General features: G+C 59.1%; 17 protein-coding genes and 5 pseudogenes. 14 read left to right on the top strand and 8 right to left on the bottom strand.

Going from position 1 to position 26,442, the window contains the following annotated elements; genetic code table 11:
• Complete coding sequence (locus MA07_RS30040; protein ID WP_160195405.1) at positions 1-165, top strand: hypothetical protein; 165 nt, start codon at positions 1-3, stop codon at positions 163-165.
• A 19-nt stretch (positions 166-184) separates the two neighbouring features.
• Here MA07_RS30040 and MA07_RS08465 read toward each other — a convergent pair.
• Positions 185-1,332, bottom strand: a protein-coding gene (locus MA07_RS08465) for an IS3 family transposase (protein WP_244445196.1) whose coding sequence is annotated in 2 segments (ribosomal slippage) — positions 185-1,071 and positions 1,071-1,332 — 1,149 coding nt in all. Because the reading frame shifts where the segments join, the coding sequence is not laid out codon by codon here.
• A 59-nt stretch (positions 1,333-1,391) separates the two neighbouring features.
• On the opposite strand from MA07_RS08465, the gene MA07_RS08455 reads away from it, so the two are divergent.
• On the top strand, positions 1,392-1,637 hold the full coding sequence (locus MA07_RS08455) for a hypothetical protein (protein WP_052002961.1): 246 nt from the start codon (positions 1,392-1,394) through the stop codon (positions 1,635-1,637).
• Positions 1,638-1,784: 147 nt separating this feature from the next.
• On the opposite strand, the gene MA07_RS08450 is transcribed toward MA07_RS08455, so the two are convergent.
• Positions 1,785-2,210: an MAPEG family protein gene (locus tag MA07_RS08450; protein ID WP_036349300.1), complete on the bottom strand. Its 426-nt coding sequence runs from the start codon at positions 2,208-2,210 to the stop codon at positions 1,785-1,787.
• Between the two features lie 415 nt (positions 2,211-2,625).
• On the opposite strand from MA07_RS08450, the gene MA07_RS29550 reads away from it, so the two are divergent.
• From MA07_RS29550 to MA07_RS08435, 4 genes and pseudogenes are all read left to right on the top strand, one after another.
• Entirely contained in the window at positions 2,626-2,868 is a 243-nt protein-coding gene (locus tag MA07_RS29550; RefSeq protein ID WP_152568783.1) for a hypothetical protein, read from the top strand.
• Positions 2,869-2,955: 87 nt separating this feature from the next.
• A complete protein-coding gene (gene grrM / locus MA07_RS08445) occupies positions 2,956-4,095 on the top strand; it encodes a cyclophane-forming radical SAM/SPASM peptide maturase GrrM/OscB (protein WP_160195404.1) in 1,140 nt (379 codons plus the stop codon).
• Between the two features lie 3 nt (positions 4,096-4,098).
• Positions 4,099-5,943 (top strand): hypothetical protein, encoded by a 1,845-nt coding sequence (locus MA07_RS08440; RefSeq protein WP_036349297.1) that lies wholly within the window; start codon positions 4,099-4,101, stop codon positions 5,941-5,943.
• Between the two features lie 605 nt (positions 5,944-6,548).
• Positions 6,549-6,782, top strand: a pseudogene (locus MA07_RS08435) (IS6 family transposase); the annotation flags it as partial.
• 320 nt (positions 6,783-7,102) lie between these two features.
• On the opposite strand, the pseudogene MA07_RS29545 reads toward MA07_RS08435, so the two are convergent.
• From MA07_RS29545 to MA07_RS08415, 4 genes and pseudogenes are all read right to left on the bottom strand, one after another.
• Positions 7,103-7,246 (bottom strand): annotated as a pseudogene (locus tag MA07_RS29545) (IS110 family transposase); the annotation flags it as partial.
• A 283-nt stretch (positions 7,247-7,529) separates the two neighbouring features.
• The gene (locus MA07_RS27630; RefSeq protein WP_052002959.1) at positions 7,530-10,298 is read right to left on the bottom strand and encodes an endonuclease; all 2,769 of its coding nucleotides are present in this window, start codon (positions 10,296-10,298) and stop codon (positions 7,530-7,532) included.
• A gap of 127 nt (positions 10,299-10,425) precedes the next feature.
• On the bottom strand, positions 10,426-12,249 hold the full coding sequence (locus MA07_RS08420) for a heme peroxidase family protein (protein WP_036349289.1): 1,824 nt from the start codon (positions 12,247-12,249) through the stop codon (positions 10,426-10,428).
• A 671-nt stretch (positions 12,250-12,920) separates the two neighbouring features.
• On the bottom strand, positions 12,921-14,111 hold the full coding sequence (locus MA07_RS08415) for a S8 family serine peptidase (RefSeq protein ID WP_036349287.1): 1,191 nt from the start codon (positions 14,109-14,111) through the stop codon (positions 12,921-12,923).
• Between the two features lie 924 nt (positions 14,112-15,035).
• On the opposite strand from MA07_RS08415, the gene MA07_RS08410 reads away from it, so the two are divergent.
• The gene (locus tag MA07_RS08410) at positions 15,036-16,844 is read left to right on the top strand and encodes an adenylate/guanylate cyclase domain-containing protein (RefSeq protein WP_081928854.1); all 1,809 of its coding nucleotides are present in this window, start codon (positions 15,036-15,038) and stop codon (positions 16,842-16,844) included.
• A gap of 273 nt (positions 16,845-17,117) precedes the next feature.
• On the opposite strand, the pseudogene MA07_RS08405 reads toward MA07_RS08410, so the two are convergent.
• Positions 17,118-17,830, bottom strand: a pseudogene (locus MA07_RS08405) (IS6 family transposase).
• 271 nt (positions 17,831-18,101) lie between these two features.
• Here MA07_RS08405 and MA07_RS08400 point away from each other — a divergent pair.
• Both MA07_RS08400 and MA07_RS08395 read left to right on the top strand, forming a co-directional pair.
• The gene (locus MA07_RS08400; protein WP_036349284.1) at positions 18,102-19,217 is read left to right on the top strand and encodes a catalase family protein; all 1,116 of its coding nucleotides are present in this window, start codon (positions 18,102-18,104) and stop codon (positions 19,215-19,217) included.
• Between the two features lie 90 nt (positions 19,218-19,307).
• Entirely contained in the window at positions 19,308-21,047 is a 1,740-nt protein-coding gene (locus tag MA07_RS08395; protein WP_036349281.1) for a di-heme-cytochrome C peroxidase, read from the top strand.
• 81 nt (positions 21,048-21,128) lie between these two features.
• Here MA07_RS08395 and MA07_RS30795 read toward each other — a convergent pair.
• A pseudogene (locus MA07_RS30795) lies at positions 21,129-21,371 on the bottom strand (IS5/IS1182 family transposase); the annotation flags it as partial.
• Between the two features lie 117 nt (positions 21,372-21,488).
• Here MA07_RS30795 and MA07_RS08390 point away from each other — a divergent pair.
• The 5 genes and pseudogenes from MA07_RS08390 to MA07_RS08370 form a co-directional block, all read left to right on the top strand.
• Positions 21,489-22,186 (top strand): annotated as a pseudogene (locus tag MA07_RS08390) (IS6 family transposase).
• Positions 22,187-22,627: 441 nt separating this feature from the next.
• Entirely contained in the window at positions 22,628-24,964 is a 2,337-nt protein-coding gene (locus tag MA07_RS30035; protein ID WP_036349271.1) for a phage tail sheath C-terminal domain-containing protein, read from the top strand.
• A gap of 19 nt (positions 24,965-24,983) precedes the next feature.
• Positions 24,984-25,508 (top strand): phage tail protein, encoded by a 525-nt coding sequence (locus MA07_RS08380; RefSeq protein WP_036349268.1) that lies wholly within the window; start codon positions 24,984-24,986, stop codon positions 25,506-25,508.
• A 1-nt stretch (position 25,509) separates the two neighbouring features.
• Positions 25,510-26,256 (top strand): hypothetical protein, encoded by a 747-nt coding sequence (locus tag MA07_RS08375; protein WP_052002957.1) that lies wholly within the window; start codon positions 25,510-25,512, stop codon positions 26,254-26,256.
• The coding region (locus tag MA07_RS08370; RefSeq protein ID WP_036349264.1) for a hypothetical protein at positions 26,253-26,442 on the top strand (190 nt) is incomplete at its 3' end. The genes MA07_RS08375 and MA07_RS08370, both read left to right, overlap by 4 nt.

The following is a 26,442-nucleotide window of genomic DNA, read 5'->3' as shown; positions in this document are numbered from 1 at the left end:
ATGAACCACGCTTCGACCGCGGATCATTGCGCAAACCGCCTGCTGGCCGCCCTGGAGCCTGACGACCTGGCGGCGCTCCAACCGCACCTGGAGATCGTCGGCCTGACTCGGGGGCAGGTGCTCTACGACGCTGGCGACCCCTTGCACTGGATTTGCTTCGCTTAAGTGGAGAGCGGTTTTGTAGCTACCCGGCCAGCCTTTCGAACTGAACCGGACTGACATAATCGAGTGTCGAATGGCGTCGGACGGGGTTGTAGAAGCCGTCGATGTAACGCCCAAGCGCATCCTTGGCCTCGGCTCTGGTCTGGAAGACGGTGCGCCAGACCAGCTCAGATTTCAAGGTCTTGAAGAAGGTCTCAACGACGGCATTGTCGAAGCAATTGCCTTTACCTGACATTGAGATCTGGATACCGTGTTTCCTCAACTCCGCCTGATAGGCAGTCGAGCAATATTGACTGCCGCGATCCGCATGATGGATCAAGCCCGCTGATGGCCGCCGGATCGCCAGGGCCTTGCTCAGCGCCTCCAGCGCCAGTTCCTTGTGGAGGCTGTCACTGACCGCCCAGCCAACCACCCGCCGCGCGAAGAGATCGAGAATGACAGCCAGGTACAACCAGCCCTCGTTCGTCCACAGATAGGAGATATCTGCGGCCCACTTCTCGTTTGGACGCTCGGCCGAGAAGTCCTGCTCGAGCAGGTTAGGCGCGATCGGAAAGGCGTGATGGCTGTCGGTGGTGCGTTTGAACCGGCGCTCCTGCCGGGCTTTCAGGCCATTCTCGCGCATCAGCCGGGCGGTGCGGCGTCGACCCACCGTCAGGCCCTCCTCGTCCTGCAACTCGCGGGTCATGCGTGGGCTGCCGTAGGTCCCATTGGAGCGGGCAAAGGCCGAGCGGATGTGGGCCAAGAGAACCAAGTCCTCCCTTTGACGCGGACTGGCCGGACGAGATCTCCAGGCAAAGTAGCCACTCGGGCTGACACTCAGGACCTGGCACAGGCGTGTGACGGGGAAGTTCTCTTTCGCCACATCGATGAACTGAAACTTCATCGACTTCCCTCCTTGGCGAAAAAAGCCGTAGCCTTCTTCAGGATGTCCCGCTCTTGGCGCAGGATCTCGTTCTCGCGCCGCAGCCGCTTGAGCTCGGCCGCCATGTCCTCCTGGCGGTCCGCGGGCGGAGCGTCGATCTCGCGCTCGCGCCGGCGGTCGATCCAGTGCCGCAGGGTCGACAGGCCGACGCCGAGATCCACGGCAACCGCCCGTCGGCTGCGGCCGCTGGTCAAGGCGAGCCGCACCGCCTCATCCTGAAACTCTTTCGTAAAGCGTGTCTGGGGCATGGAGATCCTCCTGCTTCATCAGAGGCTCTCCATCTTTTCGGAGCAAGTCCAGCAGTGCCATGGCCCGCTATTATATCGACATCCATGACGGCGAGCAGCTCGTCCGCGATGACGAGGGTTTCGAGTTCGACAGTGCAAGCAATGCCATGCGGGCGGCAGCTCGGTCGGCGACTGAGATTGGAACGAGCAAGCTGGCGAAGGGTGCTACCAGCGATGTCGTCATCGAGGTGAGGGACCAGCAAGACCAGCGGATCGTCACCGTGACAGCTTCGATGACAATCGAGTGGCATGACCCACTGCCTTAAGCCCCTCATCCCTGGAGCGCCTTATCATTGCAAGATAGAAATGTCGCTTCGGTCCAGGGATGGCCAAACGTGGACGGGGCAGGACGTCAACGGATTGCCGGAGGCTCAACACACAGAACACGTCCAACCTTGATGCGAAGGCCGCCGTTATCCGGCTGCCGAGATTGCAACAAATGCAGCCATTGCGAGCATGCCGATCGCCTGCACGAAAAAGAACGCGAACCGGATCGAGACGGCAAGATCGGAGGGGGTCAAGGCGAGGTGAACCGTCGTCTGACAGATGCGCCCGACCAAGATAGCTCCGGCGAGCCAATCGAGGAGGTGGCTGTCCGCACCGGCGGCCGTGGCGCAAAGGACAATCGCGGCGAAGACCGGCAGGTTCTCGACGCAGTTCATGTGAGCCCTCATGGCACGCTGGTACCAGTCACTGCCCTGGGGCCGGTCAGCCTGCCATTCGGAAATGCTCACCCGTCCTGTAAGAATTCTCGACCATCGGTAGACACCAACCGTTCCGAAGAGCACCAGCAGCGTCCAGACCGCAAAGCCGAGGAGCGCCCATTGCGGGACCGTCATTGAACCCCTCCGCACTCGAGTAGGCTGTGTCATACCTCCTCGCGAGTTTGCCGCTTGGCCGCCACACCCGCAAGCTGCCCCCATCGCCAGCGTCGCTCGCTCACGCCAAGGAGGTCTCGCATCCAGACAGCTAGAACAGCCTTATCGGGCAACAGGCGTGCGAGGCCGCACTTACAAAACCGGCGCTCTGACTAAAGTGAGAGATGTACCGTACAGATTCCTAATGACCCGCCGCTACTACTTCTTGGCACAGCTTGGCCATAATAACCTTGGCTGTTGAGGAGTGGCAGGCAAGGGAACGGTATAGAAGTCGTAGGTTGCTTGACCAAGTATTCAGGCAAACTTGATGATCGCGAATATTGTGTTAATGTGAAGTTCGTACTTCGGCTGAACCTGCACACCAAGAGGTGTTGCTATGACCACCAAATTAGCTTTTCAACAGGCTTTTCAGACAACTGCCGCTCTCTCGTTGGTGTCGGTGATTGCGTGCGCTGTGGCAGGCGACGTGACAAAGGATTTGGTTTCGGTAGAGCGCACATTCGATGGAAAGGATTTGCCGGCGCGTGTCTCCGCAATCGCCGAGCACATCCGATCACTCGATCCGGTGCTCGCTGATGCTGGTCCTGCGGTACAACTCGCCCAATGGCGGAATTACTAGAGACCCTATCACTGAGGCAGATGTGCTTTGACAACTTCCAAGGGCGAGGTCTTTGAGGCTGTCGCGCCGCGGTTGAGGTTGCTTGTCTTGCAGCCGACGCAGTTTTGTAACATCGACTGCTCTTACTGCTATCTCTCCAACCGCACGTCGACAGCAAGGATGAGCCTTGAGACGCTGGATCTGATTTGCCAGCGCCTCTTCGAGAGCCCGCTCTTGGGTGCATCATTGGATCTGGCTTGGCATGGCGGGGAGCCTCTCGCCGTTCCACTCTCCTGGTACGAGCAGGCAGTTGCGCTCGTGGAACAGAGGCGCCCGGCCCATGTCCGGGTGAAGCACTGCTTCCAAACCAACGGATTGCTCATGAACGACGCGTGGGTCGAGTTCTTTGCCCGAACAGGAGCACGTGTCGGGCTCAGCATCGACGGACCAGCAGATCTCCATAACTCTAACCGGCGCACCCGCCGCGGCGGTGGAACACATAAAGAAGTAATGCGCGCCGTCAGCCTGCTCCAGGAGCATGGGCACGACTTCCATGTAATCACTGTGCTGACAGAGCCTGCGCTTGATGAAGCTGAGAAGCTTTTCGAATTTTATGTCCTAAATAAAATTAAGGAAGTTGGATTTAACATAGAGGAAGTCGAAGGGATCAACCGAGTCTCCTCGCTTGCTGCCACACATGTCGAGACTCGGTTCAGGAACTTCGTTCAGCGTTTCCTGAACCTCGTCTGGAGCAATCCCGGGATGATCCGGGTCCGCGAGTTCGAGGATGGCATTGCTTTCATTCTCTCACGGAATCCTGTTCGGGATCCTCAAAACGTTCCGTTTAACATCGTCAGTATCAGCCATGATGGAGTGATATCGACGTTTTCACCGGAACTTCTCGGCGCACACCACATGCGCTTTACTCATTTTGGATTTGGGCATGTTTCTACACACAGGCTCGAAGACGTAGAGCGGGAGCCGCTATTCCAAACGGTCAGTCAGGAAATCGAAAGGGGAGTGCATGCGTGCGAGTGTACCTGTCCTTACTTCCGCTGGTGTGGCGGTGGAGCGCCAGCGAACAAGTTGTTTGAAACCGGTGGCTTCGACACTACCGAGACGATGCACTGTCGACTGACTCGCAAGATCCTTCTCGATGAACTGCTCGCACTGATCGAGACGCACCTTACTCCACCAGATGCTGTCACCACAGCAGAGCCGGTACATGGCAACTTCAGATGGAGTTGAGAGATGGGCGATATAAATTACCTTTATTTGGCAATCGGTCTGATTGTACTGATGGTTTTCTCTTTCAAGCGCTTCAATAAGCCGTCCTTCCCAAACCGAGAAACATTGCCCAGTGATCTTGAGCCGCTCCGCTACCTTTTTCTAAGGGGGGCATACAACCGCGCCCTTTTCACATACATCGCCGGCTTCAGCGTCGTCTACTTTTTGCTTGTTCTGATAGGTCCAAAAGTGGCAGGCCTTTTCGGCATCGAGAGTGTTCCGGCTGAAAGCTGGCCTCTTCTGACGGCTCTCCTTCTCGTGGGCGTCATCCCAAATGCGAAGTGGCTGGAGGAAATTGAGGAATGGTTGCGGCGGCAAGTGCATGAATGGTTCCTGGTTCCAGGCGGAGCAGAGCGAACCATCAATTTACTCGAAGATGCCAAATATGACCCTCCTCTAGCTCAACTTGAAGCAGTTAAGGAGAACAAAAGACAAAAGATCAGGGAGCACCTACGGCTACCGCCGACCTCCCCGCTGCATCAATGGGCTCGCGCCGTCGTCCTAATGGCGTCGCTCGAAGGAAAAGGTACTGGTCCTGCCATCATCAAAGCGGAAGCCCTTCAGCCTTTCAGCAAGGACTTTGACCTGATCGTCGAAAGGTTCAAGTTCCTCCGACAGGAAGTAGAGCCAGCAGAAATCCACACCCTCGACGAAGAAGCGGAGGATAATCTGAACAGACGGATCAAGGGATTTCTTAAACGGCTTTACGCTTATATCAGCTGGGGTGTCCGTAACCAAGCCGACACTGAGGAAGAGGTAAAGAAAACGCTTGAGGAGTTGGGTTTCAGAATTCCAGAGGTGGGCGAGCGTCGCGTCTTCGATCTGGTAGTCCCGGCGGTCTTCACTGTCTTTTGCATCTCGACGGTGTGCTTGGCCGCAGTCGACACGATCCCAAGCCAGCTGGATTGGAGAATCATCAACACTATGGGCGATGCTTTGGTCGAGAACATGAAGTTCGGCGTCACTGCTGCCATCATGTACGGCGCTGCGATAATAATCGCGCTGAAGGCACGAAGCTCGATGATTGAAAGGCGGCTCTGGAAACCCCGCGCACCTAGATGTCTTGTCCGCATCGCCTTGTGGAGTGGGCTTGCAACTTGGCTTGTCATTGTTCTGAACACGGCAGTGTTGCACCCTGGTACGAACGAGGCCATTCGCCGTATCATTGCAGTTCCTTTTTCTTCTGACATGGTCTTGGGTTCATTCCTAAACTCTGATCTGGGTTATGTGCTCGCGAAGATGAGAACGGCTCTGCCTTGGCTTATACCGGGCTGCGTCGTCAGTTTGGTGCTTGCTGCACGGTTGGGTGGCGATGTCCGGCGGGCGCGATGGAAGGACCGGAGCCTTGATGGAATCTACCTTGGAATTCTGCTCGGCGTCGCAACCACACTTGCTACGTTCCTTCAAGGTTCCCTAGAAGGCGAACCCAGCGTAAAGAGTATGTTAGCCTCAGGTCTGTCAGGGATCGCATGTGGTGCCGTGATAGGCCTTCTGGTCCCGGGCGCCTTCAGAGTGGATGTGATAAGGCCTTTCGATGATGAGCAGATCAAACGTCTGCGTGATTTGAAAAACGAAGCCACTTCGAAGCTCGGCCCAAGAGCCGATGATTGGCTTTACACCCCACACGACGCACTTAGAGGTATCACGCCGGCGGAAGCTCTTCAGCATCAGAATCTCGCTACCGGTGTATCACGACTTCTCAATGAGCTGCACAGCAGCTTGGCTGATGGGGGACAGTCGGATATTAGTGGACGCATAATGCCGACTATCATTGAGGGCGGCCGCCGAGCAGGGGTTGTTGGGCCTTGAGGCGCAGGTTGGGCTTGTTAAAAAGACCCTATCAATCTGTAATAGTTCCGCAGCCACGGATTAGAAGCGAGGGTGTTTGCCGATTTTCCTTGGAGGAGTTTTGACCTTTGCGGTTACCGAGGAAATCGCTAGATGCAAGTCCGTGAACCTAGCGACACAGAGGATTAAGTTACTCTGGAAGCCCTGCCTTGATCAGACCCTCAAGATATTTTTCAAATCCCGCCGACGGCGAGTAGAGCGACCTGACCTGCGCAACTCTGTAGCCGGGATCGTGACCTAGCAACTGCTGCGCCGCGCCTCGTGCATGCGACCGAGATGGGCTAGGCTTGCGTTGAGAGGTCGGTAACTTGCACTCCATGTATCCTGCTCGCTGATCGCTCGCTGAGCCCAGACCACACTCTCTTCGTAGCGTCCGTCCATGCAAAGCGCGAGGGCCAAACCGACAGCAGAGCCACCATCGTACGAACAAACGGGTTCAGTCGCATCGCAGAGTGAAAATGGGGGATTGCCTCTTGCTGACATCCTGCCCAGCAACGGACCCAGCCACTCATCGGGTGTTGTTACGGTAACTTGGGGTCAGGGTATCCTATGGTAGGCCCAGCAGCATGAACCCGCCGGCTATCAGCTACAAGCGTCACCGCTTTCCACCTCAGATCATCTCTCATGCTGTCTGGGTGTACTTCCGCTTCCTACTGAGCTTGCGCTTGGCCGAGGCAATGCTGCTCGAGCGCGGTATCGTCGTATCCTAAGAGACTTTGCGGCGCTGGGCGATGAAGTTCGGGCCATCTTACGCCCGCCGTCTCAGGCGCAAGACGCCAAGCCCTCGTGACATCTGTTGGGGTCGTCTAATCGCGGGTCGTTTTGCAAGTAGTTTTTCACGAGCTCACCGGCTCGATCCTGGGATCAGGGTCGAGGGGTTACTCAGGGGAACTCAGTCTAAGTGGATCGTAGGCGCGCCACATGAGCATCTGCCGGGTGCAGGGTCGTCTTCGCGGTCGACAGCTGTCGCCGCATGATGGAGCTTCGCGGGAGGAGCCTTCCTATGTGAACGCCGCACTCGGCTGGATCAGCGGTGCATCCCAACAGGCGGAATGGCTCGGCCCACGTCCCGGCGGGGTCGTCTCAGCGCGCTCAGAGCCTGAACACGATCCTCAATCCATCAAGTGGCTGCGCCAACAGTCCAGTCGAAGAAGGTGCCGGTCTTGAGCATCGCGTGCATGATCACGGCGAGTTTCCTCGCCACAGCAACGGCTGCCCGCTTGAAGCTGACCCGCTCCCGCAGCCTGAGGCCCCATCGCCGCAGCCCACTCTCGGCCGAGCTGCGGTTCACCTCAGTCTTTTCTGCTGTCAGGAACCTGTTCGTTCCGCTTCGCTCGCAGCAGTCTGCCCTTGCCACCCACCTTCACCGCCTTCAGGCTATCTCGGCATGGAAAGCGCGGCTGGCGTACTCGCCTGAAACCAACAAAACAAGGCTTGTTGCGGTCTCATTGGGTTAACGTGACATCACCGTGGCGCGACAGGTTCGCGACCTGCGCCATCCCGATGCCCGGTGGATCCGGACCCCGGTCGGTGTGCTGTTCGTGGTGTCAGCCTCGGGCGTCGGCCATGGCCTCGATCTCCTGTAGAGAGGGGTTCTCGGCATAGATCGTCCGGGCATCCTCCAGCAGGCTGCGGGCGTCGGCGTCAGTAGGCGCACGCCTCTCGAAGGTCAGGACAGAGCCGGTTGCCTCCTGCCCCACCGTCCAGCGCGGGCCGAAGCGGTACACGGCGTAGAACATTACCTTGGCCTTGAGAAGCGGCACGCCGCTGCAACGCATGGCGTCATGGAACATGCGGTGGGTCACATCCCAGGAGCGGCTACGCAGATCACAGAAGCGGTCGTGGATTATGGAGGCATTGCGATAACGTCCCTCGAAGGGGCCGCCGATCAGGCTCCAGAAGGCCCGAGGGATGGAAGCGCCGTCAATCACCACCCCAGCCTCTACCGGCCAGCGCTCACCGATCTCGGAGACGTAGGTTAGAGGTTTGAGGAGCTTCACAATCCGACCCTCGTCCAGCAGCGCCACTTCCGGCGGCAGTCCCTCATAGGCCCCGAAGTCCGCGGCAGCCTCAGTCAGGGCCGGGGCGGACAGGGTTCGGGCATCCAGGGCGGCTATGGCGCGCACGGCTTGGTCCAGTCGCTCGGGCTCGTCACCGCTTGGCCGCACTTCCGCGATCTCCTGGCCGCGCCGGCCCAAACCGGCGGCGAAGTCGATGCGCTCTGCCCATGATGGCTGATCGATCAACGGGTTCCGATTGCCCTGTTTCTCAAAAATTGCGGCATTCCGGTGCCGCTCGTAGTCGTCCACAGGGTGGCGCCGGTGCCAGTCCAGCAGGGTAGCGAGGTCGCTTTTGCTGTACTCCTTGGCGCTGTCGTCTATCTCACCGGGGTAACGGAGCAGGAAGTAAAGGGTCGCTCGCGCCACGGCTCCCTTCCCCGCGAAAGGTTCGAAGCCCTGCGCTTCCGACTTGCCGCACTCGCTGCGGATTGCCTCCTGGAACTCAGGAAAGTCAAAGTAGGGCGTGTTGCTGCGGAAGCTGTTGCAGCGCGACTCGCAGGCGAAAAGGTGGTGCAGGTCTCCGCGCATCGGCTCCCGCTTGGCGAACCAAGATTGCGGCACGACGTGCTCGCAGTTGTACGGCAGGCTGGCCTCAAGTAGGTCCAGTGCGCTCTCCAGCGCAGTGGCACCCTCCCGCTTCAGCGTCTCGCGCAGCCGCTCCCGCTCCGTGTCCAGGCGGAAGTCCGCCTCGATTAGCTCGCGGGGATCGAAACCCTTGTTTGAATAGATACTCCGGATACTGGGCGGCGAGTCCGGCCGGAGGTCCACCCAGGGATAGACGTGGAGGGCTGGCTTGTAGCGCAACTCGGTCTTGTGACTCCGCCGCAGGAGGGCGTGCAAGGCCTTGAACAGCACCGCCGGTTCGGCGCTGCCGTCCAGGTCACGATAGTAGAGATCCCGGGCGCGGTCGTCCGCTTGGGCATCGTAGTAGGGCCGGTTCTGAGCGTCCTCCAGCTCGGCGAGTGCGCGGACCAGCTCGGGCGAGCCCGCGCCGGCCGCGGGAGGGCCCTCGGCCGGCGCGCGCGCCCTATCCGTAGCCGGCTCCTCCGGACCCGCTATGGCGGCGGGCGGACTCTCCGGCGCGCCCAGCTCTACCGTGATATGAAGGGGTATAGTGAAGCTGGTGCCACCCGGCCGGGCGGCGGCTCTGGCCTGGGCTGGGGTGGCGATGCTCACGAGCTTGCTCCGTCCGTTGGATTGGTCGGCGGCGTGCGCCGCCATCTGGGCGGCTTCCAGTGGGCTAGGCGGCTCACGGTTCAGGAGGTCATCGCGCAACCGGGCAGCGTCACGGTCGAGTGAGCGGGCCTCAATGTGGCGGACAATGCGGCTGACCCGCACCCCCTCGTTGGCGATCCAATCAATTTCGTCGCTGTCGCGACCGTCCCAAGGGCGGCCGTCTTTGGCTATGTACTGGCCGTTCTCCATTCGCGGGACGCCGGAGTGGTGCAGGGCCACAACTTCCCACTGGTCGTTGTAGACTGGAGACCCCGACGACCCCTGCTCGGTGTCGGTGATGTAGTGGAGGTGGCTCTCCAGGATGTCGACGAGCTCGTTGGCGCGCGAGACGAACTGTTTATACTGGCCTTTTGGGTGCTGGATGATGTTCACGTGCTCGCCGATCAGGATCTTGCCTTCCTCAGCAATCAACCGTGACCAGCCATATTGTTTTAGAGGGGCGGGCGTGTCCTGTCGCGAGCCCTCGGCGACCGCAACCAGCGTGAAATCGAGCTCCACGTCGGTCATGAAGAAGGTCTGCGGCTCCAGCGCGAATGGCACGAGCGGCAGTGGGCGGCCAGCGCGGTCGTTCTGATAGTCGAACTCAACCTCGCTGAACTGCGCTGATCCAGGCGCGGGCAGGACGTGATTGTTGGTCAGCAACAGACGCGGTGACACCATGAAGCCGGTGCCAAACCCGACACCGCGGCTGGGGGCGGAGCGAATGCTGACCCGACCCACGAAACGGGACACTGCCAGAGCCAATTCCAGGAAGGCGATTCCCTGGAAGTCGCTATGACCGATGGTGCGCTCCAGCCCAATGACGCGTAGCACCTGAGCTTCTGGAAGCGGTGGCCCGGCCTTGAGGACCCGGGACGGCGCCGTTGCGGCAGCGGTAAGCCGCTTGAGCCGGGCTTCGATGCGTTGGGGCGTCTCCACGTCCGCCACGGACTTGCCCTCGCGCCCCACCCGCTGCGCCTCACGCGCGCGCCAGCGTCGTGCCGCCTCGGCAGCGACGCGAAGATCCCCATCAAAGATCATCGGGCTCCCCTTGACTTAGGACATCATCTCACAGTCGGAACAGAGCTCGCCAGCGGGCGACTTCAAGAGTTGAATCGCGGCCGAAGCGACCTAAGGCTGCCGGTTCGGTCCGCGATCCATTTAGACCCTATGGCATCACTCTTGCGAAACTCATCCACTTGGCGAGAGAGTCAATTTCGCCATTGTCCGGCATTCTAAGAGGGCTTTGGCTCGGCGCAAATCCTCGGGAGAGGGCGGAGTCTGGGTCAGCGAGCAGCACGCCGATGAAGGTCGATGCGACAAGCCAGCTTCCGAGTTCACCCAGCCGGTTTCCGCCGCCGGCCTCTGCCTCGGCCAAGAGGTAGAACCACAATGGAGTGCGCTGGTGCATCTTCGACTGAGTGTTTCTCAGGAAATCCCGCAATGACGGCTTTGAGTTGAAAATCGTCGAGACGTCGGTGATCGGACCCGTTTCTACGGCGCCGTGCTGCTGGAGATATTGATGGACGGCTTGCCCTGTCGCGAGCCGCAGATTGTAGCCCCGTCGGAGATTACGACGCGCAAGGTGCTTGAACAGCGTCTTCAATTGCACGTCCGCTTCGTCATTGCCCTCTTTTACCATCTTTCCGAGGGGGGGCGCGAGATCCGTATCGATCTTGCGTGCAACCCGTGCAGGCTGCCCGTCAGATGAATCATGCGGCGCAACCCCAATGAATCGGGTCCAGTCAATCACCCAGTTTTTGGGCAGTTTTTTATCGCCAGCTATGTTCCCGCCGCCGCCGGTGAACCCAAACAGAAGGTTGAGTGAAGCATTCGGCAAGATTCCGCCACCAGGTCGGCCGAAATTCTTGTTGTAGTCATAAAATGCACGAACCATCGAGTGCCCGAACCGGTAAGCCGCCACAGAAAATTCGAGCGGCAGCGCGTTGCCGAGCCTGGTGTTCTGACGCCGTGCATCGAATTCCGCTCTGAACCTGAAAAAGTGCGATGCGCGATCCCGAACCACTCTGTCGACTACGGTAGGGTCACAAACGCCCTTTAGATATCCCTCTACAATGAGCCACTGATAATGCAGCCGCGTCAGCATTTGAGCTGAGGCAAAATCCGGCAGCCATCCTGTCTTGTGGCTGGCGAGGAAATCAACAGCCTTGTTATGGAAACGGAGGAAACTGAGATGGAACTGCGCGACCACGAGGTTCTCGTCGTTGCGAGTGTCGCCTATCAGTGCCCTTTGGCCGAGTTCAGACGAAAATCTCTCAAACTCCTCTTGGCTCATTGATGCTTGGGCAAGTCTGAGGGCGGCATCGCGTACCGAGGCTTGGACCTGGACATAGCGCGGCAGATCGCGATGCTCATCGAGACTGTCAGGAAGTGGTCCAGGATCGACGGCAGTTCCAACCCGCATTTTGTTCACATGCGTTGGATGCCGCATGCCTGAAATGACGGTAACGACGTCGGCTGTAACGCCCGGACCGATAGGTGACCCGCCATAAACGCTGTCGAGATCAAATCGTGGGGTCCGCGCATTTCGGAACTGGCTTTCGACTGTTGAGGATGACACCGGAGGATGCGCATTGACTACACTTGTGATGATGCTCTCCCGATCTGTTCGAGCAGTTAGCTCGTGGTCGAGGAACTGGCCCCAATAGGTTAGTACAGGAGGCATAGTGGAATCTGCGGCCGATGTCTCATCGGTAGCATCTTCAGGATCGACTGCGTCAACCATGAGGTTGCCGAGTTCATCGAGCTCACCGAGGGTTTCAGCAGTCTCTGGCAGATAATGCTCGGGGGCGTCTAGCGGCGGGACAAGATATCCGAAGTCCGCCTGCTCATCGACGGCAATATCGGTCCCAGCTGGCGGAGCCGCAACACGGATGCGCATGTTGCTTGAAACCCGCGGAGTGGCTCCATCTCTACCTTCTTGGGGCTCGAATTTTTCTCTTCCACTGTGCGTCTGAAACAAGACAGTCATGGGGAGCTTCTCCAAAATGGACGATCTAGAGCGAGTTGTACTACTGCTTCCCGAAAGAACCTTACCTTCGTGCGTGTGAGTTTATGTTAGGCCACTTGAAACAAGTCTTTGCGCGATGTGACATCCCTTCGACACGGGGAGAGTTTCACAAGTATATTTTACTGTTCACGGTCCAGGAGGCTACCGCGTGAAAAATGACCAAAATCCGGAACCGCACAACGCAGAGTCCGCTCGCGTTCCCTGGATGCTATGTGATCACCGGTACGCTGTTCCTAGCTAAGAAGAGCGACTAAAGGCATGAGTTGACTAACATGTCTTTGGACCGACGCTTGCGATCGGCTTGGGCACACCATTTGGGTTTCATGAACTACTGTGCACAAAGCAACACGATACGGCTAACTGACAACAAACCTATCACGCTAAAGCTTGTCCTGCAATCCTCTTTGAGGATATGCAAAGTACTGAACACATTCAGGCTTCCATACAATCGTCTACTGGGCAGACATTTAAGTGCGATGGAGCACAACTGTGAACGATGGGTCTACTCGTGTGAACTGCTACTCCTGCCTTTCGCGAAAAACCAGCGGAAGGTACTTACGCGGCTCACCCTGTGTGCTGTTGCTGGAAAGTATCATTCCCAGCAACTGTGCAACCCGATTTTGGGTAGGCAACTACGGCGCAGTGACAATCCCCATACCTCGGTCGGTAGGATCTACATTAGCAGCGAAGACGTTACTCCGTGCAGTTGCAAGCAGCTTGGACGAGATACCAAGTGCATTGGCCGGGGTATCAGACTGTCTCATAAAGTCCCACCACAAGGCGGCGACACCCGCCACGTGAGGGGTCGCCATGCTCGTGCCGTTCATGGAGATCAGACCGCCACCTTTGCGTGCCGATATGATGTCGACGCCAGGAGCGCTGATCTGCGGAAACGTATTTGAGAAGGAAGCCACGTCTAGTGCGTTGCCCGCCCTTCCTAATGCTCCAACCGAAATAATGCCTTCAGCAGCTGCAGGGATCGAAACGGCGACTTCATACGGCTTTTGGGCTGTGCGCTCGCTTTCGTTCCCCGACGCGGCTACGACCACTGTACCCTGACCGAATGCCGCCCTCGCCCGGATCATCTGCATTAGAGCATCGAACATGCGAAGATTGGCACGATACCCTTCAAGCGCAATCGATGTAGCAGCCGGTACTGGCAAGCCGTCTGAAACCATCTGATCAACGAATCCTGGAAAGTCAAAGCCAAGTGACATCGACACGACATCAGCCTGATTTTCTATAGCCCATGTGATGCCTTGAAACAGCATGTCGGAGTCCCCGCCGCCGTTCGTTCCCAGCACCTTACCGATAAGCGCCTTCTTGACTCCTCGAGCGACACCAATGCGGGTCCCGTTTACGTCGCGCCCAAAAACGGTGCCCGCGCAGTGGGTCCCATGTCCGTGACCGTCGCCGTCACCCTCGCCGGTAAAATCCTTCTGGACGAGAGTGATGCCCTGGAAAGCCGGATGATTGGGATCAATACCTGTATCGAGTACGGACACCACCACGCCGTCGCCAGTGAACGCAGAAACGTCTGCGCGGACGGCGCTGATTCCCCATGCATCACCTGCAGTGGCACTGACATCGTCATTACTGGTGGGTTCTATCAGTTTGATGGGCATAACTGGAGCGATCCCTTTAACCTCGGGATCGCGGGCTGTGTCCAGCACTTCCATCTTGTTCAAGGTCCGGACTTCAACTTGGGGGATTGCCTGTGCGGCGATGAGCGCCTCAAGACCGGTTGAGCTAGGCCCTACAGCGAATGGCTCCCTAGTCCTGGATTGGTTGAAACCACGCAAAACAGTATATTGCTTAGCCATGGGTGTCTCCTCCGATGAGCGCCTAGTCGAAGCGCAGAAACACTATAAAAGAAATAGACGATTGCCCTCTGTGCCAAACGGCACACCTACATGGCTGAGGCGTTACGCAAACTTCAGTGGTCCGCAATCGTGTACTGAGCCGCAGCCGAAATACTTATTGAACACTATGGGGTCAGCAACGTGAGTGCTTCAAACATCTCTAGCTAGTAGGTCGCAGTGATGTCTGCCTGCCTCACGGGCTGGCGCCAATTAGAATCCTTCAAGAAAGCGAACTTATCGGCGTTGGCCAGACCATGCCGATCTGCAGGCGTGGTTGCTTAAATTCTACTTGGTTTGAGTGGCATGCAGCGTAGGTCATGCCAACCTAAGCCCATCGCTTCTCGTCGTCACGGACGAACCCAATGGATAATCTATCCGGACTTCGCCCATCCCGTAGCCTTGATTGGCGGTGAGGAACATATTCTAAACGGGCGGGCTCATCATCCAGGAACATCGCTTCGCTGGCCGGTCTCTCCAGAGCGATAAGCCAGCGATCGGGCATCAACTGCGAGCCCTGAGAAGCAGTATGGAACCGCATCCGGTCGTCTTCGCTCCAGCCCTGATCCAAGAAAGCCGGCTCGGGGGATGGCTTCGCTGGATCCGACTGGGCGCACGCCGCAACGGGGCAGGTCCGTGCCGTCAGTATAGATGCGGCTCTCAACAAAACAATATTGCACATACTCCCTCCCGAAAGGTATGGGCCAGGAGAAACGTTTATCTAACGTGCGAAGGACAATCCTGATACACTGAGCTTGAGAATGCTTGATCACTGCTGTATTGTCACCAATGAACCAACGTCTTTCAACTGAGTAGCCCCTAATAGTAGGGGAGCATTACTGACCTTCTGCATCGTCTGCATAAACGAGCCAGTTTGATGGTAGAGTTATGGTAGAAGGCCAAGCAACGTCTTCAGTGGTCAGCTCTTCAGCAGGACCACGTCGCCTCGCCGCGATTCTCGTCGCTGATGTTGTCGGCTCGACGGCCATGATGGAGCGGGACGAGGTGGGCACACTCGCTGCCATGCAGAAAATCATGACGGAAGTTGCAGAACCCACCGTGAGAAAACACCACGGGCGTTTTATCAAGACCACAGGTGATGGCGCGATCATTGAATTCGTGAGCCCTGTTGAGGCTGTCATCTGCGCTTTCGAAGCTCAACGCCAGTTGGAGGACCGCGCCAACTCGGAGGTCGACGACAGGCGAATCTTGCTTCGAATCGGGATCAATCTGGGAGACATCATTTGCGGACCTGATGGGGATTTGTACGGCGACGGCGTCAACGTGGCGGTCCGTCTGCAGGAGATTGCCGCACCGGGCAGCATATGTATCTCGTCCAAAGTTTTTGATGAGTTACACGGCAGACTAAGCCTCCGTTTTGAGGATCGCGGTGAGCAGGCCTTGAAGAACATCGCTCGCCCCATACAAGTCTACACCTCAAGAGGCGCACATCCCACCGCGCATACTGCGCCTCATGAAAGCCGCCCTTTCCCACTCCTGAATTTACCCAAGAAGCCCTCAATCGCCGTTCTGCCATTCCGAAACCTGAGCGACGATCGTGAGGCCGACTATCTAGCGGACGGCATTGTCGAGGACATCGTGACAGCGCTCGGACGAATGAAATGGCTTTTCGTGAGTGCTCGGGACTCCACCTTTATCTACAAGGGAACATCGGTCAGCCCAAGGCGCATAGGAGCCGATCTCGGGGTACGCTATCTTCTTGATGGCAGCGTGAGACGCTCGGGCAGCCGTCTGCGCATTACGGGGTGCCTACTTGAAGCGGAAACCGAGACTCAAATTTGGGCTGGCCGGTATGACGGCGATGTGCAGGAAGTCTTCGAACTCCAAGACACCATCACAGACAATGTTGCCGCTGCAATTGAGCCCCATCTTCGTCGAGCCGAGATAGAAAGGGTCAAACGCACGCATCCTGAGAAACTTAGCTCCTATGATCAGTTCCTCCGGGCACTCGGAAAGTTCTATGAGGGTACTCGGGACAGCGTCGAGGAGGCGCTGCACCTACTCGAGCCGATCACGATCAACGATCGCGGCTATGCGCAGCCGAACGCTTTGAAGGCTTGGTGCTACGTCTACTACATTGCACAGGGCTGGAGCCAAGATGTCACCAAGCACAGTCAGGAGGGGATTGCAGCCGCCCGGCTCGCAGTTGAGCGGGAACGGGATGATCCGACTGTTCTTTGGATGTCCGCGCAGGCGATCGGATATCTCGCCCATAACCTGGACATGGCCCTGTTCCTTCTTGACCGCGCACTCGTCCTGAACCCAAGTTGCGCCCCCGCCTATACCATGAGCGGATGGGTCCGCTGCTGGGCAGGCCTTCAGCAGGAGGCGATACTTCATTTCCATGCTGCGATGCGGCTGAGCCCCTTCGACCGAACAATGGTCGCGATGCTCTCCGGCTTGGCCGTCGCGCTGTGTATGGACGGACAGTACGACGAGAGCATCAGGTGGGCTCAGCGAGCCATTAGCGAACAGGATACCTGGACTGCAAGCTACCGGCCTTTGATCGCAAGTCTTGCACATCTTGATCGCATTGATGAGGCTCATCGAGCAATAGAGCAGTTGTTAGCGTATGAACCGGACTACCATGTAGGAAAAGTCAGGAAACTATACCGGCCATCACCAGGAGCCATCCGGTACTTGGAAGGTTTGATCAAGGCAGGTCTTCCGGATTAAAGCCGTTCTGTGCAAATTGGCTCAAGCGCGCTGACAAAGCCCATCAAGATCTGTCACAAATTGGAGCGCTAAGAAACATTCAGTCATCTTGCATGGGCATCTTTATCGCAGAGCGCGTTGAAGAATGTCTTCGCGTCAGCACAAAGCGACCGTGTGAATAATGCTACTACCGACTGAATTAGAGAGCATCATGCTGTTCAGATGAGGATTGTTCTTTCGGCATCGTCACATTCCCCGGCGTTCGACAGCATCAGGACGAGATGAGCCTCGATTTCAGACGGCAAGTGCCGCACAGGTGATGTCCGCCCATGCCTCGAAGGCTGCCTTTCGAGCACTGCGATAGGTGGTGGCAGTCAACTGATGACGCCGCAGGTGAAACAGATCGCTGATCGGATCATGAGTCGAGAGAAAACGTTGCGCCTGCCCGGCCGACTTGAAGCGCTTCATCTGGCGCTCCTGTCGGCGGGTGGGTTGGTGTGAGTTGTCCGCCCGGTTGTTTAAACCTTTGTGCTGCCGATGCTCGATGCCGGGGCCCATGTCCCTGCGAGCCGTACCGTAGGACCCGAGTTTGCCTGTGACCATCACCCGCGGAGCCATGGCGCTCTTCTTCAACAGCTTGCGCAGCAGGCGCTTGGCGGCTTTGCGGTCTCGACGGCTCTGGACCAGGATATCCAGGACAAAGCCGTCCTGATCCACGGCCCGCCAGAGCCAATGCTTCTTCCCCGCAAGGTGATCACCACCTCATCGAGATGCCACCGATCGCCCGGCCGAGGAAGGCGCCGGCGGACGCGATTGGCAAACTCCCGTCCGAACGTCTCAGCCCAGCGCCGAACCGTTTCGTGGCTGACCTCAATCCCACGCGCGGCCAGCATCTCCTCGGCCATGCGCAGGCTCAGGGGAAAGCGGAAATAGAGCCAGACTGCAAGACTGATCACCTCGGCGGGAAAGCGGTGGCGGGCGTACAATGCAGGACGGGGCTTCTTCATGGCCCCTCATAGAGCAACACCCAAGCCCATTCCGTTAATGTGACGATGCTGTTGAGATGCCATTGCAGTGGAGGCAACGCAACAGCTTCACGACCGCAAAGAGATTCATTTTTAGGGTAAAGGAGCTTGACACGTTGATGCATTCAAGCTGGACAAATTCACCGCTGGGTGTAACCTTCTCAAGATTCGAAAGGGTATAGACTAGGTATTTGGACGATAAGCCGTCACGGAGCAGCTCGGGACTGTAGAATACCCTGACTGGAGATCAGCTATGACCGTATTGGAACATGTTCCGGATGGAGAGGCTGAGCAAATCGACCACATCGTGGAGCTAACAGGCGAGCAGCTGAAGAGACGTTATACGAACGGACCGCGCTTTCTGCGAGGCGTCCATCCAAAGGACCATGGCTGCGTGAGGGCTAGATTTGCGGTTCATGAGTGTTTGGCTGATGACTATCAAGTAGGCGTGTTCGCAGAGCCAGGGCGGCAGTTCGACGCTTGGATCCGCTTCTCCAACGCCGCACCACTCGTCTCCCCGGACTCGGCACTTTCCGAGGCCGGCGCCGTTGGTCACGGCAGCCGCGGCATGGCCGTGAAGCTCATGGGAGTAAGCGGCTCCCGCTTGTTGCCAGAGGATGGAGAACTCACCCAGGACTTCTTGATGATCAATCAGCCTGTCTTTGCGTTCGCCAACGTCGAGGATTACGAAGCGCTCAGCCGGATCATCCTGGAAGACAACGAGAACCCAAAACGCTTTTTTGCTGAGAGAATTCGCAGGACCCCGGAAGGCAAACCTGTAATGTCTGATCCCACCACGCAGAGAGCTGTTCGGACTGCTGGCATTATTGAGCGCATCACGAACTCCAAACCGTCAGCCTATCAGCCTCCGCCACTTAGCCCTCTCGATAACTCCTATTTTGGCGCGGCGCCATTCCTCTTTGGCGAGGGCAGGGTCATGAGGTTCTCCGCAAAGCCGGTCTCTCCTATGCTGGGCGATGTCGTGGAGTTCGTGAAGAATCCCAACTATTTGCGAGAAGCATTGCGTAAACGCCTGACCGAAGGGGAAGAAATCGAGTTCGAGTTTCAGGTTCAGGTTCGGAGCACGGAAAGTCTCGCCGGCGCAATCGAAACAGAGATAGAGGATGCCTGCGTGGACTGGGACGAGGAGAAACATCCCTTCGTGACAGTCGCGAGAATCTTTATTCCCCCGCAAGATTGCACCACGCCTGAGCGGAAGGAGCTATGCGAAAGACTTAGCTTCTCGCCATGGCATGGGCTTCTTGAACATCGTCCCCTTGGTGGCATCAATCGTCTCAGGCGCGCAGTGTACGAGGCCTCAGTGCGCGCTCGAGCTGTCTCGCCAGAGTATTGCGCGCCGGAGTACTAGACGTACGTCGTTACAATGCGTTTGAACTAAGCTCAGCTTAACCTTGCTCGGGCTTAGTTCAGGCATACGGCGAAATCGGGAGAGCGTCTCATGAAGCAACGGTCGTTGAGTGCAGTGGCTGGACTGACGGCCGTGGGCGTGATTGCGCTTCCCCTGGCATCTCTCTTGAGCCGTGAAGCAACGTCGATCATCTACCTCGATCAGGGCTGGAGCGCGGAGCGCCGCAGTGAATTCTACTATACGCCCCAGGGTTCCCGATTAATACCCTATTCGTGGATGCTTGCACTGGAAGAACCGGATAGCGAACGGCTCTTTCTTGATCCGTCCCATCTTGAGCGGCTCGGGTACATCACTGAGGGAACAGCAAGTGCACTAAACCCGGACGGGCTCCCAATAGGATTCGTCAAGGAGCCGTCGCATGCATCCGAGAGGCCCTGGCTAGGTCTGACCTGTGCAGCCTGCCATACAGGAGAGGTGACGCTGAAAGGCAAGCGCATTCGTGTTGATGGCGGCCCCAGCCTCGCGGACTTCCAGGCGTTCACCACACGGCTCGGCCAAGCTCTCGATGCAACCTTGGCGGATCTTGGAAAGATCGAGCGCTTTGCAGGGCGCCTCAAAGAGACCGATCTGCGAACACTGCGACCGGAACTCGAGGCATTCGCGGCCGGATATCGCAAGCTCCTCGCCGGCAACTGGACTCCAGAGCCTTATGGTCATGCCCGTCTGGACGCCTTTGGTCACATCCTGAATGCAGTCGCTGCTGATGCGCTCGGCGAGTCTGCAAATACACGCATCCCGAATGCGCCGGTCAGCTACCCATTCCTCTGGACGACACCCCAGCAGCGCTACGTGCAGTGGAACGGCATCGCCGTAAGCCCGATCGGCCGAAACACTGGCGAAGTGTTGGGCGTGTTTGGGCAGGTGGCTTTAACCGGACTCGAGAGGGAGCGGTTCCGCTCGAGTGTGCTTACGGCAAACCTGCACGCACTTGAGAAATGGATTGCCGAATTGAAAGCGCCGGTGTGGCCGGAGAGTCAGTTTGGCCGGATTAACACGGGGAAACATGCACGGGGACGCGAGCTGTTCATCGAGCACTGCCAAAATTGCCATGGTGGCGTTCCGTATCGCTTTACGGCTGCCGAGGACAACATTGTCGGGCGTCGTCTCATCGACGTGCGGATGGTCGATCAAAAGAAAATCGGCACCGATCCCACGATGCTGCAGAACTTCTATGGACGGCGTGCGCGCACGGGAAGCCTTGCGCCCAATCTCGGTGGCGTAGACGAGCAACACGCCGGGAGTGTGCTCGGATTAGTTATCCAAGGGGTTGTCAAGCGAGACCTTGATGAGCGTGGGCTGAGCGTGGCTAAACAAGCCGAATACGCTGGCTTCCGTTTCAAGTCAGATGGCACACCTGAAGACCCGTGGCAGGGACCGCCGGCTTACAAGGCAGGCCCTCTCGCCGGAATTTGGGCTACGGCACCTTACCTTCACAATGGATCAGTGCCAACACTCTACGACCTCCTGAGTCCGGAAGAAGAGCGGCCAGCAGTATTCTGGGTTGGCAGTCGCGAACTCGATCCTTTGAAGGTAGGATTCGTATCAAGTGCGACCGAACTGTCTGAAGCTGATCGGGCACGCTTATTCCGGTTCGACACGACTCGACCTGGCAACTCGAACAAAGGCCACGTCTTTCCAGATCCCTCGCAGGCACGCCTAGACCACGAGGATCGCCTAGCACTGATCGAGTTTATCAAAACTATAGAGGATCCCACTGCACCAGCGCCATACCGCGTGCTTGACGCACCTACCCAAGGGACACGACCGTGAGCTCACGACCGGCCCTTCGCGAGAGGAGCTGGTTCGCATAACACAGACCAGTGCAACGACATGCAGGTCGGCGAGAGTTCAAGGTAAGCGCTCGTAGTCGCGAACCAGACGGCAAAAGCGGGTGGCCCACGCGAAGAGCCGTTCGGCAACCCATCTGCGCGGCGACAGCACGAAGCTGCGCCTGGCCTCAGGCAACTTGACCACCTTCAACTCGATCCCATGCTCACGGGCCGCCGCTGCTTTCTCGCCCGTGTAGCTCTAATGAACATCGACCAGATCCATGCTCTCGCTGGTGGTGACTTGGAGCCCTTCTCGCGCTTGGCGCCATCGTAACCAGCTCGCGCGGCCCTCTCGGGTGTGGAGCGGTAAGGTGGGATCTGTCGCTACAATTTGTTTCAGAGTTTCAGCTACTGCTCTTTCAGGTCAGTGACGGAGGGCGGTGTGTTCGAGGGCAGGCATTTTGATCCATCGGTGATCCTCCTCTGCGTGCGGTGGTATTTGGCTTACAATCTCAGCCTCCGGAATTTGGAAGAGATGATGGCCGAGCGGGGTATCTCCGTTGATCACGCCACCGTTCGCAGGTGGGTTACTCGCTACTCGCCTGAATTGCTGGAACGGTTCAACGGCCCAGGCGGGCAGTCAACCCGAAATGGCATGTCGACGAAATCTACGTCAGAGTCTGAGGCCGGTGGATGCAGTTGTACCGTGCGATCGACAGCAACGGCGACACAGTCGAGTTCTGGTTCAGCGAGCGACGTTGTCTGGCTGCTGCGAAGCGGTTTTTGCGCAAGGCTCTCAAGCGACACGGCCGGCCCAAGAGGATCGTGATCGATGGTAGTCAAACCAGCCGGGAAGCCGTCCTATCCTGTGATACGACAGACCGGCTCCAGGATCGGTCAAGGCGCAAACTGAAACCGATCCGAATCCGGCAAAGTGCCTACCTCAACAACCGCATTGAACAGGACCACCGTGCAATCAAGCGGCGGGTTCGACCGATGCTTGGCTTCAGGTCAATTGCCTCGGCCCGGGTGATCTTGGGCGGGATCGAGATGATCCACATGATGCGAAAACAGCAGGGCAAGTATACCTGCAATCGGCAGCCGTCAGTCGCTGAGCAGTTTCACATGCTCGCTGCTTGAGGGCGCTACAAAATATCTGCCCCTTTTCGTCCCTGCCCCAGATTTGCGACGGAATCGCAACGCAATCAGATCGGTCCGCCCATCACCGTCAGCCGCCTACACTACAATCTCAGGCATCACGCTCACTGCGAGTTGCTCATCGAAGGCTTGATAAAGGCCGGAGTGCCCGAGTTATCGGCCGCGGTCTCACGCAAGTTGTCGCACTTCTTTACCACTAACCGATGAGGCTCTTATGCACCTCGCCGGCAATGCCCCTATTAACGCTGCCGACTTGACTTATCGACAAATATCCTAATTAATAGATTTACTAGATAGTGCCACTACTGTGTAGTCTTTCTCAGTATTCAGCCCGCTTTCATGGGCAGTCCTTGGGTACTAGCTCACAGTATTCCATCTGCGAGCGCGTGTACGGTTGACCTCCTTCTGACGACGGAGCGTAGAATGGCGACCGCAATCTCGTATCCTGGCGTCTATATCGAAGAGGTTCCAAGCTCCGTTCGCACGATAACCGGAGTCGCGACTTCGATTACCGCATTTGTCGGATACACCGTGCGCGGTCCTACGAACGAGCCGGTGCAGATTTTCAGCTTCGCGGATTTCGAGCGCAAGTTCGGCGGGCTCGACCTGGACAGCGACCTCTCCTACGCGGTGTTGCAGTTCTTCCTGAACGGCGGAAGCCAAGCGTGGATCGTGCGGGTGGCGGCGGGCGCCACCGCTGCCGCTGTCAGCCTGCGAAACGACCCGCTGGGCGGCGGAGACGTAGTTGTGCTGACTGCGACGGCGCGGTCCTCTGGGATCTGGGGCAACAACCTCCAGCTCCAGGTCGATTACGACACGGCCAATCCGGCGAGCCTGTTCAATCTCACCGTCCTGGAAATGCAGGAGCGCAACGGCCGCCTGACCGTCACCCGCTCGGAAGCTCACCGCAACCTCTCCATGAACTCATTGTCGCCCGCCTATGCCGTGGCAGTGGTCAACGCGGCCTCGAACCTCATCCGCCTCGAGCGGCCCGGGGGCCTGGCGTTCGGGCCCGCCGCGACGGCGATCAGCGGCGTGATCGTGGAGGACGACCTCGACCACCTCGGCGACAATGCCCGGCGACTGGCGATCGCCCTCGACGGCGGGCGGCCCATGGAGTTCGACTTCATGGCCGAAGGCGATGCCCTGGCCGGCGCAAATTTCAATGACCGGATGGAAGACCTGGCCGCACGCATCCAGGCGGCGGTCCGGGCGCTGGACCCCGGAGACGACACCTTCGCCGACTTCGCCTGCGTCGCCAACGTGAACGCCGCCGAGGCCGTGCTGGAGGCCACCTCGGGCACGCCCGCGGCCGACATGGAGCGCTCGGGCGTCGCCTTCTCCTCCGCGAGCCGACGCAACGCCGCTGGGATCCTGCATCTCGGCGCTGCCAATGGCGGGCGCGAGACCAGCGGCGCGGCGGCGCTTCGCCCTGCTCCCACGGGAACGGCCTGGCAGCGGCAGGACCCGCCCCTGGACTTCACCACCCTCGACAGTCCGGGTTCGCTCGACGTTGATCTCCTCGACGCGGCCGGCACGGTCCTCTTCAACGAGGTCATCGCGCTCTGGCCCAACGACGCGGAAAGGCCGGCCGATCTCGCCCATCTCCGAACCCAGCTGCAGGCCGCCTTCGCCGGCTCCGCCCGGCCGGAATTCGCCGGCGCGCGGGTGCTGCTCAACGACGACCGGATCACCGTCGCAGCGGGCGGCGGCAACCCGAGCCTTCGCATCGAGTTCAACTCCGGACCCACCGCTGCCGGGAACGACCTCACCGCCAACGCGCAATTGAACGTCGCCGCCTACCAGCTCGGTATCGGTCCCGTGGTGGAGGCGCAGAGCGATCCGGTGCCCGGCGCTGACGGCGATCCGCCTACCGCCATCGACCTGCAGGGCTCCCGCGCCGACAAGACCGGCCTGTTCGCGCTGGAAAACGTGGATCTCTTCAACATCCTGACCATTCCCAACCAGTCCGATCCGGCGCTTCAGGGGGCGGCGATCGTCTATGCCGAGGAGCGCCGCGCCTTCGTCATTCTCGACCTGCCCCCGCTGGTCGATACCGTCGAGGAGGCGACAGCCTGGCTCATCGCCAACGGAGCGCTGCGCCACCGCAACGCCGCCGCCTATTTCCCCCGTGTGCGCATGGCGGATCCGTTGCAGGACAACCGTCTCCGCTCATTCGCGAATTCAGGCGCCGTGGCGGGCGCCTATGCCCGCACGGACGGCGCGCGGGGGGTCTGGAAAGCTCCTGCGGGCACGGATGTTTCGATCCGCGGAGCGCAGGGCCTCGATTATGTGCTGACCGACGGCGAGAACGGTGTCCTGAACCCGCTGGGGCTGAACGCGATCCGCTCCTTCCCCGCGTTCGGGCCCGTCGCCTGGGGAGCCCGGACCCTGGTGGGTTCGGACGCGCTCGCATCGGAATGGAAGTATGTGCCTGTCCGAAGACTCGCGCTTTTCCTGGAGGAAACTCTCTACCGCAACACCCACTGGGTGGTGTTCGAGCCGAACGACGAATCCCTGTGGGCGCAGATACGGCTGAACATCGGCGCCTTCATGCACAACCTGTTCCGGCAGGGTGCCTTCCAGGGACGCACCCCGCGCGAGGCTTATCTCGTGCAGTGCGACAGCACCACGACGACCCAAGACGACATCAACCTCGGCATCGTGAACATCGTCGTGGGCTTCGCGCCGCTGAAGCCCGCCGAATTCGTGATCATCAAGCTGCAGCAGCTGGCCGGTCAGGCTGGGGCGGGCGCATGAGGAAAAGGAGGATGGCGTCATGGCCCAGTTCAGCGTCAATCCGCAGCGCTTCGATCCCTACAAGAACTTCAAGTTCCGCGTGAAGTGGGACGGCCGCTACGTGGCCGGCGCGTCGAAGGTTGGCGCGCTGAAGCGATCGACGGAACTCGTGGAGCACCGCGAGGGCGGCGATCCCTCCACCAGCCGCAAGTCGCCCGGCCGCACGAAGTTCGAAGCGATCAGCATCGAACGCGGCGTCACGCACGATCTCGAATTCGAGATGTGGGCCAACAAGGTCTGGAACTTCGGCGCGGGGCTCGGCGCAGAGACCTCGCTGAAGGATTTCCGCAAGGACATCATCATCGAGCTCTACAACGAGGCCGGCCAGCTCGCGAAAGCCTGGAAGGTATTCCGCTGCTGGGTGTCGGAATTCCAGGCCCTGCCGGAACTCGACGCGAACGCCAACGCCGTGGCGATCGAATCCTTCAAGCTCGAAAACGAGGGCTGGGAACGCGACCTGAACGTGGCCGAGCCCGCGGAGCCGAGCTTCACCGAACCGGTCTGAGATGGAACACGCCCTTCCCCCACTGGCGAGGCTGGAGGCGCGCGAGCAAGGCGCTCACCTTCATCCGGTCGACCGGGCGCTGATCCTGCTGCGCCTGGCCGAGCGCGCCATGCCGGAAAGGTCGGCCACGGAAGCTTTGCCGCTGCTGCCGCTGGCCGAGCGCGACCGGCGCCTTCTCATCCACAGGCGAGCCACCTTCGGCGACCGGATGCCCTGCCTCGCGGAATGCCCGTCATGCGGTGCGACACAGGAATTCGAGCTCTCGGCCGCGGAGATCCTGACAGGTCTGGACGAGCCGCGGCCCGAGGAAATCCTCGAGACGGACGGCTGGCTCGTTCGCGTGCGCGCCCTCAGGAGCGCCGACCTGGCGGCAGCTGCGCGGGAAAAGACTCCCGAACGGGCGGCGGCCGTCCTCGTCGCCCAGGCAATTGCGGAGGCCCGTGGCCCGGACGGCGAGACCTCGAACAGGTTGCCGGATCACGTCTGGCCGCTCATCGAGGCTCGCGTCGCCGAGCGGGAGGCGGCAGCGGAAATCTCGCTCGGTCTCGCCTGCCCTGCCTGCGGCGCGGGCTGGACGGCCGGCTTCGATATCGGCGCGCATTTCTGGACTGAGGTCGAGGCCGACGCCCGACGCCTTCTCAGCGAAGTGGCGGCGCTGGCCGAGCGCTTCGGCTGGTCGGAAGAGGCGCTGCTGACGATGCCCGCAAGCCGGCGGCGGGCCTATCTCGAACTCGCGAGGGTGACGTGAGCGTCCTCGCCCGCCTTGCGCTGCGCGCCATCGGGGTCGCAGGCCCGGTACGGCCCCGCATTGGCGGGCTGTTCGAGCGTGGGGCGCCCGGTGCCGCCATGGACGAAGGCGTGGACGCCGTCGCATCCGCGCTTCCGGCAACCCCCGTAACGCCTTCCGTGGTGGTTGCCGTGGCGCAGGGCGAGT

Source organism: Microvirga sp. BSC39 (assembly GCF_000739015.1).
Classification (GTDB): Bacteria; Pseudomonadota; Alphaproteobacteria; order Rhizobiales; family Beijerinckiaceae; genus Microvirga.
Note: the sequence above shows the minus strand (reverse complement) of the source record. Positions and strands in the feature narration are given on the sequence as shown.